This window comes from Actinospica durhamensis (assembly GCF_018139695.1).
GTDB classification, from domain to species: Bacteria; Actinomycetota; Actinomycetes; order Streptomycetales; family Catenulisporaceae; genus Actinospica; species Actinospica durhamensis.
This window is the reverse complement of the sequence record NZ_JAGSOG010000046.1, coordinates 26,761-41,625: the sequence shown is the minus strand read 5'-3', so window position 1 is coordinate 41,625 and position 14,865 is coordinate 26,761. Positions and strand designations below refer to the sequence as shown.

General features: G+C 70.6%; 12 protein-coding genes. 1 reads left to right on the top strand and 11 read right to left on the bottom strand.

Annotated features, from left to right (window positions below):
- Positions 1-73 precede the first annotated feature (73 nt).
- The 11 genes from KDL01_RS12330 to KDL01_RS12275 all read right to left on the bottom strand — a co-directional run bounded on the left by KDL01_RS12330 (position 74) and on the right by KDL01_RS12275 (position 13,835).
- Positions 74-397 (bottom strand): effector-associated constant component EACC1, encoded by a 324-nt coding sequence (locus KDL01_RS12330; protein WP_212528575.1) that lies wholly within the window; start codon positions 395-397, stop codon positions 74-76.
- 731 nt (positions 398-1,128) lie between these two features.
- Entirely contained in the window at positions 1,129-1,584 is a 456-nt protein-coding gene (locus tag KDL01_RS12325) for a hypothetical protein (RefSeq protein WP_212528574.1), read from the bottom strand.
- 28 nt (positions 1,585-1,612) lie between these two features.
- Positions 1,613-2,905 (bottom strand): aminotransferase class I/II-fold pyridoxal phosphate-dependent enzyme, encoded by a 1,293-nt coding sequence (locus tag KDL01_RS12320; RefSeq protein ID WP_212528573.1) that lies wholly within the window; start codon positions 2,903-2,905, stop codon positions 1,613-1,615.
- Complete coding sequence (locus tag KDL01_RS12315) at positions 2,902-5,358, bottom strand: putative bifunctional diguanylate cyclase/phosphodiesterase (RefSeq protein ID WP_212528572.1); 2,457 nt, start codon at positions 5,356-5,358, stop codon at positions 2,902-2,904. The genes KDL01_RS12320 and KDL01_RS12315 overlap by 4 nt, the downstream gene beginning before the upstream one ends.
- A 141-nt stretch (positions 5,359-5,499) precedes the next feature.
- Complete coding sequence (locus KDL01_RS12305; protein WP_246576334.1) at positions 5,500-7,578, bottom strand: glycosyl hydrolase family 18 protein; 2,079 nt, start codon at positions 7,576-7,578, stop codon at positions 5,500-5,502.
- A 265-nt stretch (positions 7,579-7,843) separates the two neighbouring features.
- The gene (locus KDL01_RS12300; RefSeq protein WP_212528571.1) at positions 7,844-8,986 is read right to left on the bottom strand and encodes an ABC transporter ATP-binding protein; all 1,143 of its coding nucleotides are present in this window, start codon (positions 8,984-8,986) and stop codon (positions 7,844-7,846) included.
- Entirely contained in the window at positions 8,983-9,891 is a 909-nt protein-coding gene (locus KDL01_RS12295) for an ABC transporter permease (RefSeq protein WP_212528570.1), read from the bottom strand. Before KDL01_RS12295 ends, KDL01_RS12300 begins: the two co-directional genes overlap by 4 nt.
- Positions 9,888-10,742, bottom strand: a complete 855-nt coding sequence (locus KDL01_RS12290) for an ABC transporter permease (protein ID WP_212528569.1) — start codon at positions 10,740-10,742, stop codon at positions 9,888-9,890. Before KDL01_RS12290 ends, KDL01_RS12295 begins: the two co-directional genes overlap by 4 nt.
- The gene (locus KDL01_RS12285; RefSeq protein ID WP_212528568.1) at positions 10,742-11,887 is read right to left on the bottom strand and encodes an ABC transporter substrate-binding protein; all 1,146 of its coding nucleotides are present in this window, start codon (positions 11,885-11,887) and stop codon (positions 10,742-10,744) included. Before KDL01_RS12285 ends, KDL01_RS12290 begins: the two co-directional genes overlap by 1 nt.
- A 146-nt stretch (positions 11,888-12,033) precedes the next feature.
- Positions 12,034-12,732: an HAD family hydrolase gene (locus tag KDL01_RS12280; RefSeq protein ID WP_212528567.1), complete on the bottom strand. Its 699-nt coding sequence runs from the start codon at positions 12,730-12,732 to the stop codon at positions 12,034-12,036.
- A complete protein-coding gene (locus tag KDL01_RS12275) occupies positions 12,729-13,835 on the bottom strand; it encodes an FAD-dependent oxidoreductase (protein WP_212528566.1) in 1,107 nt (368 codons plus the stop codon). Before KDL01_RS12275 ends, KDL01_RS12280 begins: the two co-directional genes overlap by 4 nt.
- A 277-nt stretch (positions 13,836-14,112) precedes the next feature.
- Between KDL01_RS12275 and KDL01_RS12270 the strand changes: the two genes are divergently transcribed.
- On the top strand, positions 14,113-14,856 hold the full coding sequence (locus KDL01_RS12270) for a GntR family transcriptional regulator (RefSeq protein ID WP_212528565.1): 744 nt from the start codon (positions 14,113-14,115) through the stop codon (positions 14,854-14,856).
- The last annotated feature ends 9 nt before the right edge of the window (positions 14,857-14,865 follow it).

Genomic DNA, 14,865 nt, shown 5'->3' with positions numbered 1-14,865 from the left:
GGTGGGGTAGGGCGGTGGCGAGGAGGGCGGCCCGTAGCGGCAGGCGCGGGGGCCTGAGCTCAGGAGCCGGCGCTCAGGGGCCGTCCAGGAGCGAGACGATGGCTTCGATCGCCTTGGCTGAGGCGTCGGTGACGGTCACGGCGAGCTTGCCGTCCGCCGTCTCGAAGGTGACGGGGCACTCGTCGGTGTTACGGCGGGACAGGCGCCAGGCCGCGTAGGACTGGGCCAGGCCGCGCAGGCCGGCGACGCCGGTGACGGAGGCGGTGGTGGCCTTGGCCGGGATCAGGGCTATGCGGGTGCCGGGGTCGAGATGGGCGTGCGCGTCGGCGTCCAGCCAACGGTAGAGCGAGAACAGTACGGTCTGATCCGCTATGAGGATCCTGATTTCGGTGGGCATGCGCCCCTCCCGTCGCCGACACCGGACCTGGGCCCGCAGCATAGCGCGACGTAGGGGTTGGACTGCGTAGCGCACACGGCGCGCCTTGTACCGATAAATTCCTCGGCTTTTACCCGCCGGTGACCGGACGGTGCTGGAACTGCGTCGGCCTACTTTGACAGGATGCACAAAGGCTGACTACACGACCGATGATCGTACGATTGCTCACATGACCACGCCGCCGCGACCGCAACATTCGCTCTGGCGCACCGAACAGCTCGGGGCTCGTCGTTGAACTACTGCAAGAACTGTCGCAGACATCTGAACGGTGCCGTCTCCTGTCCCGGCTGCGGGGCCACCGGCCTCGAGATCGACCGCATGCAGGACGTGCGTTCGACGGTACGGATGCCCCGGATTCGGGATGAGGACGAAGGCGCGGGCGGGGGGCCACAGTCGCCGGTAGCGGCGGCGGAGATGCCCCAGGCCTCTGAGCCGCCACAGGCACTGGATGACGCGGAGCCGTTGGAGGCGCCGGCGGCCGAGCCGGAGCCGGACGCGCAGGTCGAGCCGCCGAGCGCGCAGCGGGGTGGACACGGTTCGGCGCAGGAGCCTGACGGAACGCTGATCGTCGTGCCCGAGCCGCCGCGGACGCTTCGGATTCCGGTGGAGGAGGAGATCCTCGCCGGGCCGATGCCGGAGGCGGCCAGGCCGAGTTTGTCCGACCAGCCGGGGCAGAGGTCTGCGAGCACGCGTTACGGCGCCAGTACGGGTGCCGGGCCCGAGGCGGAGGGGGCGCGGCGGGCGGATCGGCGTAAGCGCGGCGGGCTCAGTCTCGGGATCGGGCTTGCGCTGGCGGGGGGATGCGCGGTTGTGGTGGTGTGCGCGTTGGTCCTGCTGGGCGGCAATTCCGGCGGATCGGGCAGCGCCGGCGGTTCCACCCCGGCCGGGTCCACCACCTCCTCGCGCCAGGCTGTGCAGTCGACGGGCGTGGGAGTGGTGAACATACCCGCGGCCTCCGTCGCGGCTTCGGCGCTCGGGCAGTCTTCGGCGACATCGGCTTCGACCTCTGCTTCGCCTTCGCCGACGCGTTCGACCGCCGCGCCCAGCCCGACTTCGGCCTCGAGCACCTCGCCTGCGGCCTCGCCGTCGGCTACGAGGACGAAGAAGAAGGGCGGGTCCACGGCCAGTCCGTCGTCCTCGGCGACCACGTGCTTCCTGGGCGTGTGCTGGTAGGGACTACCACGTGCGCAGATACGGCGAGAGCTCCCGCAGCGTCTGGTTGAGGCGGTCGATCTCGGCGTCCGTGTTCGACGCCGTCACCTGCACGCGGAATCCGGCCTGGTCGCGGGGGACCAGGGGGTAGGCGGCGAGGGTGACGTAGATGCCCCGGTCCCACAGGATGCGGGCGACCTCGTCGATGTCGGAGGCGTCCTTGAGCGGGAGTTCGATCACCGGGAAGCCGCTGGTGTTGGGGCAGTCGAGCTTCAGTGCCCTGATCTCGTCGAGGACCCGCTTGGTCTTGCGGTACAGGTCCGCGCGGATCGCCTCGCCCCTGGCCTCGTTGACGTCGAAGCCGGCCAGGACGGTCGCGAGGGACGCGGTCGGGACGGGGCCGGAGTAGAGGTAGGGGGCCGCGGCGAACTTCACCAGCTCCTTCGTCTCCGTGGGCAGGGCCATGAAGGCCAGCAGGGACGAGTACGCCTTCGAGAACCCGCCGATCAGGATGACGCCGTCGTAGCTCTCGCCGAGGTGGCGCACGACGCTGTTGCCGCGCAGGCCGAAGGGGGAGGTCTCGTTCTCGCCGCGCTCGCCGATGACGCCGAAGCCGTGGGCGTCGTCGACGTAGAGGGTGGCGCCCTCCTCGCGGCACAGGTCGGCGATGCGGGGGAGGTCCGGCGGGTTGCCCGTCATGCTGTTGATGCCGTCCATGCACACCAGCCGCGGCTTGTCCGGCGCGGCCCGGCGCAGCAGGTCCCGGAGTTGGTCGAGGTCGTCGGCGTGCCAGCGGTGCAGCTGCGCGCCTTGGCCCTTGGCCACCGAGCAGCCGTCGAAGATGGTGCGGTGGGCCTGGGCCTCGCACAGCACCGTGCCGCCCGCGCTGTATCGGCCTGCCATGTCACACTGCGCGAGGACCGGGATGACGGTCAGGTGGATGGTCGTGATCGTCGGCAGCACGAGCGTGTCGGGGGCGCCGAGCAGCTCGGTCAGGCGCTCCTCGATCTCGGGGTAGAGCCTCGGGTTTCCGAGCAGCCTCGACCAGCTCGGGTGGGTGCCCCAGCGGGCGATCTGCTCGGCCGGGGAGGCCATGATCTCCGGGTCGAGGTCGAAGCCGAGGTAGTTGCAGGAGGCGAAGTCGGCCAGCCAGTGCTCGCCGATGCGGATCATCCGGCCGTCGATCTCGTCGATGACCGCGTCGAAGAAGTGGGTCTCGCGCTTGAGCCGGGCCAGTTCCTGCCAGCGCGGGGTCCGGGCCTGCGTCGAGGCCGAGCCGCGGGGGTCGCGGATGTTCGAGGTCTTCGTGCCGCTCATGCTCCAGGTCCTTCCAGCTGCGCGGTGATCGCGGCGACCCGGTCGATCGGGACCGCCCGCGAATAGAAGAAGCCCTGGCCGAACGAGCAGCCCATCGCCCGCAGCAGCTGCTCCTGCTGCTTGGTCTCCACGCCCTCGGCCACGACGTCGATGCCGAGGGTGGTGGCGACGGCGACGATGCCCTGGAGCAGGGCCAGGTGTTCCTTGTCCTCGGCGATCCGGTCCACGAAGGAGCGGTCCGCCTTGAGGATCTGGATGCTCAGATCGCGCAGGTAGGCGATGGAGGAGTAGCCGGTGCCGAAGTCGTCCACGGCGATGCGCACGCCGAGGGCGGACAGGGCGTTGAGGTTGCGGGAGACCTCGGGGCCGTGGTGGTGCAGGAACGCCGTCTCGGTGATCTCCAGGACCAGCAGCTCGGAGGGCAGGCCCTCGCTCATCAGCTTGCGGTTGATCTCGTCGACCATGCCGTCCTCGAGGAACTGGTGCGCCGAGACGTTCACCGTCACGTGCTTGGCCTCGCGCACCGGGCGCCCGGCGTTCCAGGCGGCGGCGTCGGCGATGGCGCGCCCGAGCACCCACGCGCCGAGCGGGACGATCTGACCGGTCTCCTCGGCCAGCGGGATGAACTGGCTGGGCGGGAGCAGGCCGTACTCGGGGTGCTGCCAGCGCACCAGGGCCTCGAAGCCGGCCACCCGCAGGGTGCCGCGCAGGTGCACGATCGGCTGGTAGGTCAAGAAGACCTCCTCGCGCTCGATCGCCTGGTCCAGGCTGGTGCGCAGCCGCATCCGCTCCATCGCGGCGTCGTAGAGCTGCGGGTGGTAGCGGCGCCACACGGCCTTGCCGTCCGCCTTGGCCGCGTACAGGGCCAGGTCGGCGTTGCGCAGCAGGATGTCGGCGGCGTCGCCCTCCTCGTCCTGCTGGGCGCCGGGCGGGGCGTCGGCGCTGGTGGCGACGCCGATGCTGGCGCGCACGTCGGCCTGGGCGTCCCAGATCAGGAAGGGGGCGTTGAAGGTGCGGATGAGCCGGGCGGCCAGGGACTCGGCGCCCTCGGGCGGGGAGCCGTCGGCGAGCAGCACGGCGAACTCGTCGCCGCCGAACCGCGCGGCCAGGTCGCCCGGGCGCACGGTGCCCTGCAGCCGGCGCGCGGCGGCCTTGAGCAGTTCGTCTCCGGCGCGGTGGCCGAGGGTGTCGTTGACCTCTTTGAAGTTGTCCAGGTCGATCAGCAGCATGCAGACGGCGCCGCCTGACTCGTGCACGCGCCGGAACGCGCGTTCGGCCCGCTCCTGGAACTTGGCCCGGTTGGCCAGGCCGGTGAGCGCGTCGTGGTACGCCCGGTTGCGCAGCTCGCGCACCATGGCCCGGCTGTGCGCGACGCTCTCCTGGTAGCGCAGCTGCCGGCTCTGCAGCGAGAGCCGGATGATCACCAGGATGAAGCTGACCGCGGAGAAGACCGCGATCACCGGCGCGTCGTGCAGGCTGCGCTTGAGCGCCTCGAACAGCAGCAGCGCGGGGGCGATCAGGGCGGTCAGGGCCAGCGGGAGCACCCGGCCGGTGGCCAGCGGGCTGCTGCGCGGGTTGGGGCGGGTGAGGTCCACCATCGAGGGGTGCAGCGCGGCGCAGGCCCAGCTGATGTAGAACACCACCCAGCCGAGGTCGGCGGGCGAGCCGACGTGCCAGGTGCCGTAGAGCCGTACGGTCAGGTACGCCACGTCCGAGGTCATCAGCCCGAGCGAGCCGGTGACCAGCAGGATCGCGGACGGGCCGCGCACGCTGCCGCCGGTCAGCAGGCGCAGGATGACCACGAGCAGCAGTACGTCGCCGATGGGGTAGCCGACCGAGACCGCGCTGTTGAACCAGGGCACGGACTTCTGGTTCACGGTCGGGGTGATGATGAACACCCACAGGATCAGGGTCAGCCCTGAGGCGAACAGCAGCGCGTCCACCAGCGCGGTGACGTCGCGGCGCGGATTGCGCAGCCGGATCATCATCATGATCCCGGCCGCGGCCAGGGGATAGGTGAACAGATAGGAGGCGTCCGCGGCGGAGGGGAACGGCTCGTTCTCGTGGAAGACGTCGGTCAGGATGTTGTAGATCGTGTCGCCGTTGATCAGCGTGAACATCGCCGCGGCGAGCAGGTACCAGGGCAGCCGCTTGTCGGGCCGGTTGAGCCGGGTGCCGACGAAGGCGGCGACGGAGCAGGACAGGCCGAGGGTGGCCCAGACCGGCAGCTCCCACTGCGGCTTGGCGTAGTAGACGATCACCACCAGGACCATCGCGGCGGCGAACCAGAGGGTGGCGTACTCCATCACCGGCCGGGCGCCGGGGCGGGTGGGGGAACGCTGGTGGCGCGCGGGAGCCGCGTCGGAGTCCGACGCGGAGGTGCCGTCGGCCTCGAGAGCGAGCGATTCCTCGGCGTCCAGCGCCTCGGTCTCACCCCTGTCCGTCCGTGCCATGCGTCGACCACCGTCTGCCCGTTGACGTCCCACCTCCCAGGAGATCATCCGGGGACGCGGGTGGCAACGCGGGCGGTCCGCCGGACTGACGGGCCGCCCACGTGGCCTGGGGCGATGATCCTATCGGTTACGGGTTGCGGATCAACCGGTCAGGGACAGGTCGTCGGCGTAGTACGTGCCCTCGCCGTACCAGCCGTGTACGTACACGGTCAGCGAGGTCTGGGACGCTCCGGTGGTGATGCTCAGCGACAGGGACTGGTAGCCGCTGGTGCCCGGGGTCCAGTTGTCGCCGCCGCCGGTGTCTCCGAGGAAGACGTAGGCGCCGTCGACGTATCCGCTGAGGGTGTAGGTGTGGTTGGCCGCGACGGTCACGGTCTGGGTGCACTGGGCGTCATCCGAGTTGGACGCGGCGCCGGCCAGTGCGTACTTGCCTGAATGGATGGGTGAGGTGGTCACCGAGTCCAGGCTCGAACAGGTCCAGGCGGTCAGGTTGCCGTCCTCGAAGCCCGGGTTGACCAGCAGGTTGCCGGAGGTCGGGGTGCCCGAGCCGGTGGAGGTGGGGCTGGCGCTTGCGCTGGCCGAGGGTGAGCTGCTGGCCGAGGCGGACGCGGACGGCGACGCGGACGCGCTGGCCGAGGCCGAGGCGCTGGCCGACGCCGAGCTGCTCGCGCTCGCCGACGCGCTGGAGGACGGCGGCGGGGTCGGGCAGCTGCTCGCGGAGCCGTTGATGTCGCTGACGGCGTCGTTGAACAGCGTCGTGGCGGGATCGAGGTCGTAGAGCGAGAACATCATGAACCCGCCGTAGCCGTTGCAGTGGACGTAGTTGGCCTGTACCTGGATCGACTGGGCGGATTCACCTCCGTAGAAGTTCGTCCCGTCATAGAAGTAGGCCGAATCGGTGACGGGGTCGAAGTAGGTGTCCGCGGAGTTCGCGACGATGTTCTCGATCTCCTTGTACATGGCCACACCTGGCACGTCGCCGGACAGGGTCTGCCCGGCCGAGGCGCCGGTGGCCGTCTGGTAGAGCCCGTGGTTCGAGCCCGCGGGCACCCCGGTCCAGCCGCGATAGTAGAACGGGATCCCGACCAGGAGTTTGTTCGCCGGGAAGCCGCCGGTTATCCCGTATGAGGAGTCCCCGGTGGTCCAGGCTTTCATCGCGTTGTCGATGCTGTAGGTCTGGGTGCCGCCGGTGACGGCCGGCTCGGGTGAGTTCGGGTTGGCGTAGAGCGGGTTCTGCTCGTCGGTCGGCCCGGTCGCGTTCCAGGCTCCGTACATGTCGTAGGACATGACGTCGCCGAAGGTCAGGTACTGCCCGATCTGGCTGGTCTGGATCTCGTCGATCTTGTCCTGGCCGCTGGGCAGCGCCGCGGAGAGATAGTAGCTCTTGCCGTTCGCCGTGCCGGCCGTGTTCAGCTCGCTGCGGAACTCGGCGAGCAGCGCGGTGTAGTCGGCGGTGTCGGCGCTCGAGGTGATGTTGCCGAGGTGGCCGCCGCTGGAGCCGGGGTACTCCCAGTCGATGTCGAAGCCGTCGAAGATGCCGGCGGCCGACCCGGTCCCGCCGTAGCCGTTCTCCTCGGGCAGGTTGCCGTCGATGAACATGTTGATGCAGGAGGAGACGAACGCCTGCCGGGAGGAGGCGGTGGCGGCCATGGGGGAGAAGTACTTCGAGTAGGTCCAGCCGCCGATGGACAGCAGGATCTTGAGGTTCGGGTACTTCGCCTTGAGCTCGCGCAGCTGGTTGAAGTTGCCCTCGATGGCCTGGTTGTAGACGTCCGCGGTGCCCGAGACCGAGTTGGCCGCGCTGTAGCTCATGCCGTAGTCGGCGTACGCGTCCTCGGCGCCGTCGCCGGCGTCCGGGTCGTTCTCCCCGGCCGGATCCGGGTCGGTGGCCTTGGTGTTCTCGAAGCAGGTGTACGGGGCGGTGTCGCTGATGTTCTCGAAGTCGTAGATCAGGTAGTCGAGATTCTTCGCGATGCCCTCGGTGTCCAGGGCCTTGAGGTAGAAGGCGTTCTGGTAGACGGACCACTGGTCGTAGTACGCGACCTTGAGTCCGCCGGTGGTGGCCGCGGCCGGGACGGCGGCGCTGCCGGCGACGGCCGCGGCGGCGGTGCCGGCCCCGGCGGCTCCGGCGGCGACCAGACCGGTGGCGGCGAGCGCGGCGCACGCGATCGCCACCGCGGCGGTCCGGCCGCGGCTGAGCATGGATGATCGGAATCGCATGGTGCTCCTGGGTGCAAGAGGTGGGTGTTCCTGCGGCCCAGCGTGCGCGCGCCTCGCGTTGGCCTCCCTATCCGTGTACTGCCGCCGGATGGCCCCGTCAAGGCAATGGACTAGACCAATCTTGAAATCAGTGGTCGAGACCAAGCGCGGCTCAACCCCGCCCTAACTGCGGCTTAAGTGAACGGCGAATGCGCGAAGGGCCGAACCCCTGAGGTTTCGGCCCTTCGCGGCGAATCGCCCGCGGCGACTCAGTTCTCTGTGATGATCAGCCTTCCGCGGTGTCGTCCGCGTCTTCGACCGCGAGCACCGGACGCGGCGCCGGGATCAGGTCCACCCGGCTGCCCACCGGGAACTCGGAGGCACGGTGCGAGGGCAGGTCGGCCTTCGCCTCGGAGCCGTCGCCGAGCCGCACGGTCAGCCGCGTGGTCGCGCCGAGGAAGGTGGCCATCAGCACCTGGCCCGCGCCCGCGCTCTCGGCCGTCCCGGCCTCGGCCGAAGCCGCCGCCAGATCCAGGCTCTCCGGCCGGATCAGCACCTTGACCTTCGTGCCGACCGTCGGGCAGGGGCCGTCCACCGGCAGTTCCCGCCCGGCCACGCGAACCCGGCCGGCCTCGATGATCTGCCCGGACAGGTGGTTCATGGTGCCGACGAACTGGGCGACGAACGCGGTGGCCGGGCGGTCGTAGAGCTCGGCCGGGGCGGCGCACTGCTCCAGCGACCCGGCCCGCATCACGGCGACCCGGTCGGCCATCGACAGCGCCTCCTCCTGGTCGTGCGTGACGAACAGGGTGGTGATGCCGAACTCCTGCTGGATCCGGCGGATCTCCTCGCGCAGCTGCAGCCGGACCTTCGCGTCGAGCGCGGAGAGCGGCTCGTCGAGCAGCAGCACCTTCGGCCGCACCGCGAGGGCGCGGGCGAGCGCGACGCGCTGCTGCTGGCCGCCGGAGAGCTGGTGCGGGTAACGCCCGCCCATCCCGGCCATGCCGACCAGCTCGAGCAGCTCGTCGGCCTGCCGGTCCCGCTCGGCCGAGCCGATCCGGCGCAGCCGCGGGCCGAAGCCCACGTTCTGGGCCGCCGTCAGATGCGGGAACAGGCTGTAGGACTGGAACACCATGCCCATGTCCCGCTTGGCCGCCGAGAGCCGGGTCAGGTCCTTGCCGTCGAGGCTGACCGTGCCCTGGTCCGGGGTGTCGAAGCCGGCCACGATCCGCAGCGCGGTGGTCTTGCCGCAGCCGGACGGGCCGAGCAGCGCGACCAGTTCGCCGGGGGCGAGGGAGAGGTCGAACCCGGCCAGGGCGCGGGTGGCGCCGAAGGAGCGGTGCAGCCCGGACAGGTCGAGCCCCACGCCGCGCATGCGCGCGGCGGCGGAGTCCGAGGCGGGAGCGGGGGCGGGGGCGGTGGTGTTCATGCGGAACTCCGGTCGGTGCCGACGACGGCGCGGCGGCCGCCGAGGAAGGAGACGAGGAACAGCACTGCCCAGGAAAGCAGCAGGCTGAGCAGGGAGACGGCCGGGGCCAGCTGGCCGCTCTGGGCGCCCTGGCTGTCCTCGACGATCCACACCGAGAACGGCTGGAACTGCAGGATCGAGGAGATGGTGTACTCGCCGAAGACCAGCGCCAGGGTCAGGATCGCGCCGGAGAGCAGGCCCGTGCGCAGGTTCGGCAGCACCGCCCGCCAGACCGTGAGCGGCCAGGAGGCGCCCAGGCCCCGGGAGGCCTCGACCAGCGTGCGCAGGTCCACCGTGCGCATGCTCGCGTCCAGCGACCGGTAGGCGAAGGGCATCGCGATCAGCACGTAGACGATCGGCAGGATCCACGGGGTGTTCGGGTCGCGCAGGTCCACCGAGAGCTGGAACAGCGGCGTGCCCGGGTCCTGGTTCGTCCCCCAGCCGAGCACCGTGTTCACGCCCACCACCAGCGCCACCGGCGAGAGCACCAGCGGCACCATGGCCAGCGACTCGAGCACCGGGCGCAGCCGCGGCAGCCACAGCTGCACCGCGATCATCGCCGGGATCAGCAGCAGGTACTCGATCACGATCGTCAGCAGCGCCACCTTGACGGTGAACCAGACGCTGGTGGTGAAGCCCTGCGCGCCGAAGATCTGGCCGTAGGGGGAGAGGCTGAACTGGTGCGTGCGCGAGTCGTACACGGTGAACCAGAAGCACGCCGCCAGCGGCACGACGAAGTAGAGCGCCAGCAGGCCCAGCACGCCGCCGCGCCACCAGCGCACCCGGCGCAGGTCCAGGCGGCGGGCGCCGGGCGCCGTCTTGCGCACCGGGGCGGCCTCGGGCTCGGTCTCGGTGAGCGTCGTCATGATTCCAACCACTTCGCGCTGCGCTTGCGCAGCGGCAGGTAGACGGCCATCATCAGGCCGCAGACGATGATCGTGTTCAGGGCCAGCGCCATGCCCAGGTTGGTCTCGGTGGCGAGCACGTTGCCGGAGAGCACCGAGGCGATCTGGGTGGTGACCAGCGGGACCGTGCCGCTGCTCAGGGCCCGCGCGGTGGCGTACGCGGCGAACGAGGCGCCGAAGCAGAGCACGAATCCGCCGAGGGCGGCGGGCAGCAGCAGCGGGCCGCCGACGTAGCGCCAGTACTGCCAGGCCGAACCGCCCAGGTTCGTCGCGGCCTCGCGCCACTGCCGGCGCAGGCCGTCGAGGGCCGGGAGCGTGGTGAGCACCATCAGCGGGACCAGGAAGTAGGGGTAGACCACGACCAGGCCGTCGAAGGTGCCGAGCTGGAAACTCGGCCACGCGTCGTTGAGCCAGGACAGGAACACCCCGCCGGTGCCGATGGTGGCCACGAAGCAGAAGGCCAGCGGGATGCCGCCGAAGTTGGCCAGCACGCCCGAGGCCGTGAGCACCGCCTGCTTGAGCAGCCGGCCCCGGGACTGCGCGATCGCGTACGCCGCGACCAGGCCGACCACCGCGGAGATCACGGCGGTCAGCAGGGAAAGGCGCAGCGAGCTGAGCATCCCGGTGAGGTAGACGCCGTGCCAGGAGGTGGTGAAGTTGGAGAACGTGAAGTGGTTGACACCGTTGGCGTCGGGCGCCTGGATGCCCTCCCAGATCAGCGCCCAGACGGGGAGTCCCAATGCGACGGCGCAGTACCCGAGGAGCGGCAGGACCGCTCCCCAGGCACCGAGCTTCTTACCGGATCGAGCCATTAGCCGAGTGCCGAGGCCCAGGCCGAGGTCAGGGTGGTCTGCGCGGCGGTCTGCTGCGCGGTGGTCGGGTAGCTCACCGTGCCGGTGACCGAGGGCAGGTTCTGCTCGTCGGTCGCGTCCAGGGTGCCGGCGCTCTGCATGGCGTCGAACTCGACCGGACGGGCGAAGCCGCCCATGAAGTCGTTCTGGCCGATGGCGCTGTAGAGGTACTCCTCCCACAGCCGCGCGGCGGCCGGGTGCGGGGCGTACTTGCTGATGGCCTGGTCGTAGTAGGCCGAGTACAGGCCGTCGCTCGGGATCGAGACGGTCAGGTCGATGCCCTTGGCCTTGAGGTCCGAGGCGAACTGCGAGTTGTTGAACTCCCAGTCGATGGTGATCGGGGTGGCGCCGGACTCGATGGTGGACTCGGTGTCCGTGGTGGCGTTGTACTCGCTGTTGGCCTTGAGCTTCTTGAAGAAGTCGATGCCCGGCTGGATGTTGTCGAGCGAGCCGCCCTGGGACAGCGACGCCGCCCACACCGCCGAGAACGCGGCGTTGGCGCTGGTCGGGTCACCGGAGATGGCGACCTTGCCCTTGTAGTCGGCCACGTAGGACGGGTTGATCAGGTCGGCGAAGGTCTTCGGGCACGGGGCCGGGGCGACCTTGGAGGCGTCGCAGGCGATGGAGATGTAGCCGCCGTAGTCGCCGAACCAGCTGCCGTTCGCGTCCTTGAGCGCGCTCGGGATGGAGGACCACTCCGAGACCTCGTAGGGGGCGAACAGGCTGGTGTTCGGGGTGGCGTGCGAGTTGCCGATGTCGAGCACGTCCGGCGCGGTGGACAGGCCCTTGTCGCTCTTGACCGCGGTGATCTCGTCGCCGGAGGAGCCGTTCGGGTTGGCGTCGTTGATCTTGATGCCGTACTTCGCGCTGAAGTCGTCCATGATCTTGCCGTAGTTGGCCCAGGTGCGCGGGAGGGTGATCACGTTGAGCGTGCCCTCCTTCTTCGCCTCGGCGATCAGGGCGTTCATCCCGCCGGCCGCGGAGGCCGAGCTGACGGTGTTCCAGTTCACCGACGATCCGGTGGAGGAGGACTTGCTAGAGCTACAGGCGGTGGCGGCCAGCGTGACGGCGGCGGCCGCGCAGGCGAGCTTGGCTATGCGGTGCATCGGGTGATCAGCCTTCTGTGAGGGTGTCAGGACTCGGTGCGTATGCGAAGAGAATGCGGATACTGCGGTGGTGCTCGGTGGTGCTCGGTGGTGCTCGGTGGTGCTGTACGTGGTGCGGTTACTGCGGTTACTGCGGTTGGTGCGTGTCACGGGTGGAGCGGTCGAGCCTGCTCACGCAGCAGGGCGGGGAACTCGGCCACGTGGTCGAGCACCCGGGTCGCGCCGGCTGCGGTGAGCGTGGCGCGGTCGTGCGCGCCGGTGAGCACGCCCGCGACGATGGGGGCCCCGGCCGCGAGGCCGGAGCGGATGTCGGAGGCCGTGTCGCCGAGGACGGCCACGGCCCGGGTCTCGTCGTCGGCCAGGCGGGCCGCGGCGGCGAGGATCATGTCCGGATGCGGCCGGCCGCGGCCGCCGACCTCGCCCGGGGTCACCGAGAGGTCGATCAGCGGGCGCCAGCCGAGGTGCTCGAGCAGCGCGTCGGCGGTGGTCCGGGAGAAGCCCGTGGTCAGCGCGACGGCGATGCCCTCGGAGCGCAGCGCGGCGAAGGCCTGCTCGGCTCCGGGCAGCGCGCGGGTCAGTTCCACCCGCTCGCCGTAGGCGGACTCGAAGGCCGCGTTCCCCTCCTGCGCGGCCTGCTCGTCGCCGGGGAACAGGGCGCGGAAGACGGTGATCTTGGACTCGCCCATGGTGTCCACGACGTACCGCGTCATCCGCTCGCGCTCGGCCGGCTCGGCCACCTTCAGCTCGTCCAGGGCGGCCGAGAACGCGGCGAGCACAAGGCCGTCGTCGGCCACGGTGGTGCCGGCCATGTCGAGGCAGGCCAGCCGGATCGGGGTGGTGCTCATGCGGCGCCGTCCAGGTCGTCGAAGGTCTCCGCGGCGATGGCGGGGGAGCAGGTCATGCCGCGTCCGCCGGGCGCGGTCACGGCGATCACGCCGGGGCGCACGGTGGAACGGTGGTAGAGCGCGCCGTCGGTGGTCTCGCTGTAGACCCCGGCCCAGCGCCGGCGCACCGGCGGCAGCGGCCGGCCGAGCAGGGCCTCGGCCACCTCGCGCAGGTGCGTATAAGGAGCCTCCTCGACCGCGAAGTCGAACGGCTCGTCGTAGGCGTGCGTGTCGCCGATGGTCAGGCCGCCGTCCGCGCGCTGCACCATGAGCAGCTGCATCCGGTGCTCGGCCGCGATCGGGGCCTGCGGGCCGAGGCCTTCGAGGCCGGCGTCCCGGTAGGCGGGGTAGTAGCGGAAGGAGTCGCCGTCGGCGACCGAGGTGAGCAGGTCCTCGCCGAGCGGCTCGGTCTGCATCATCTGCAGCCGGCAGCGGCGGATCGGCGCGGCGCTCAGGTGCGCGCCGGCCACGCCGGTCAGGGCCGCCCCGGTGGCGAGCACCACCACGTCGCCGCGGTGCCGGGCGCCGGTGTGGTCGAGTACCGCGTGGTCCTCGACCTCGACCGCCTGACGGCCGGGCAGGTAGGTGTAGCCCGGGTACGCGGCCATCCGCTCGCGCAGCGCGCCGAGCACCTGGCCGGGCTCGACCGAGCCGTCCTCGATGGAGAGCAGGCCGCCGAGGAACTCGCCGCGCAGCGCCGGGTTGGCCTTGCGCACCTCGTCGGCGTCCAGGTACGCGAAGCCGTGCGCCGCGGCGTGCGGACCGGCCGCGGCCGCGCGGGCCACCGCGACCTCGGCCTCGTCGCGCACGACCGTGATCGAGCCGCGCGGGCGGAATCCGACCTCGGGCACCTCCGCGCCGATCTCGGCCCAGCGGCGGCGCGCACGCAGCGCGAGGGCGAGTTCGGCACCTTCGGCCCGGCCGGAGACCCACACGAGTCCGAAGTTGCGCACCGAGGCGCCGCGAGGTCCGGCCTCGCGCTCCAGGTGCACCACCTCGTAGCCGCGCCGGCAGGCCTCGTACGCGTGCATGGTGCCGAGGACTCCGCCTCCCACCACGATCATCCGGGCTGACGCCACGTTACGTTCACTCCACCCACATGTGCTGTGCGACGACAGGACAACAACCTGTCTGGACAAGTGGATTTAGCCGGGCGGAGGTGACCGGGCGGTGAACGGGGGCCGATCTGACGGTGGAGGCTGGCGCAATAACTGTTCCAGGGCGGGTTGGACCACGGAGACGGTCGTACGCCACACTCATCATCGCGGGGTTGGCACGGTACGGTCGTGCGCTACACGGTGCGCTCAGACGGTGGATCCTGAGGCGGAGAGAAGGGCTCAGATGGCGGCTCGTTACCAGCAGATCGCGCAGGAGCTGCGGGAGGCGATCCGGCAGGGCGCCTACGCGATCGGCACGCTGCTGCCCTCGGAGGGCGAGCTCGCGGCGCAGTACAACGTCTCGCGCGGCACGGTCCGCCAGGCCGTCGCAGCCCTCGAACAGGACGGCTCGGTGGCGGTGCGCCAGGGCGCGCGCCGGGTGGTGCTCGGAGAGGTGCCCACCAACAGTTTCGCCGAGATGCAGAGCTTTTCCATGTGGGCGGTCAGCCGCGGCCACCACCCCGGCGCGATCGTGCTCAGCGCGGCGAAGGGCCCCTCCACCGAGGAGGAGGCGGCCCGGATGCGGGTGCCGGTGGGCGATCCGGTGCTGCGGCTCAACCGGCTGCGCACCCTGGACGATGCCCCGGTGATGGTGGAACGGTCCTTCTTCCCCGAGTCGGTGGCCGAGCACATCCTGGCCATGGACCTGACCACGGGCTCGATCACCGAGCAGCTGACCGAACTCGGGTTCGTGCACGCGCACGGCGACCACCTGATCGACGCGGTGGCCGCGACCACGCTCGACGCCAAGCTGCTCGGCGTGCGCCGTGGCAGTCCCCTGCTACGCCAGCGCTGGCTCGCCTCCTCGCCCACCGGCCAGCCGCTGGCCTGGTCCGAGGACAGCTACCGGGCCGACGCGGTGATCATCAGCGTGCGCAATTCGATGTCGGCGAACACACTCGCGCGCCTGTCCGGGCGGCGCGTATAGAGTGCTCGC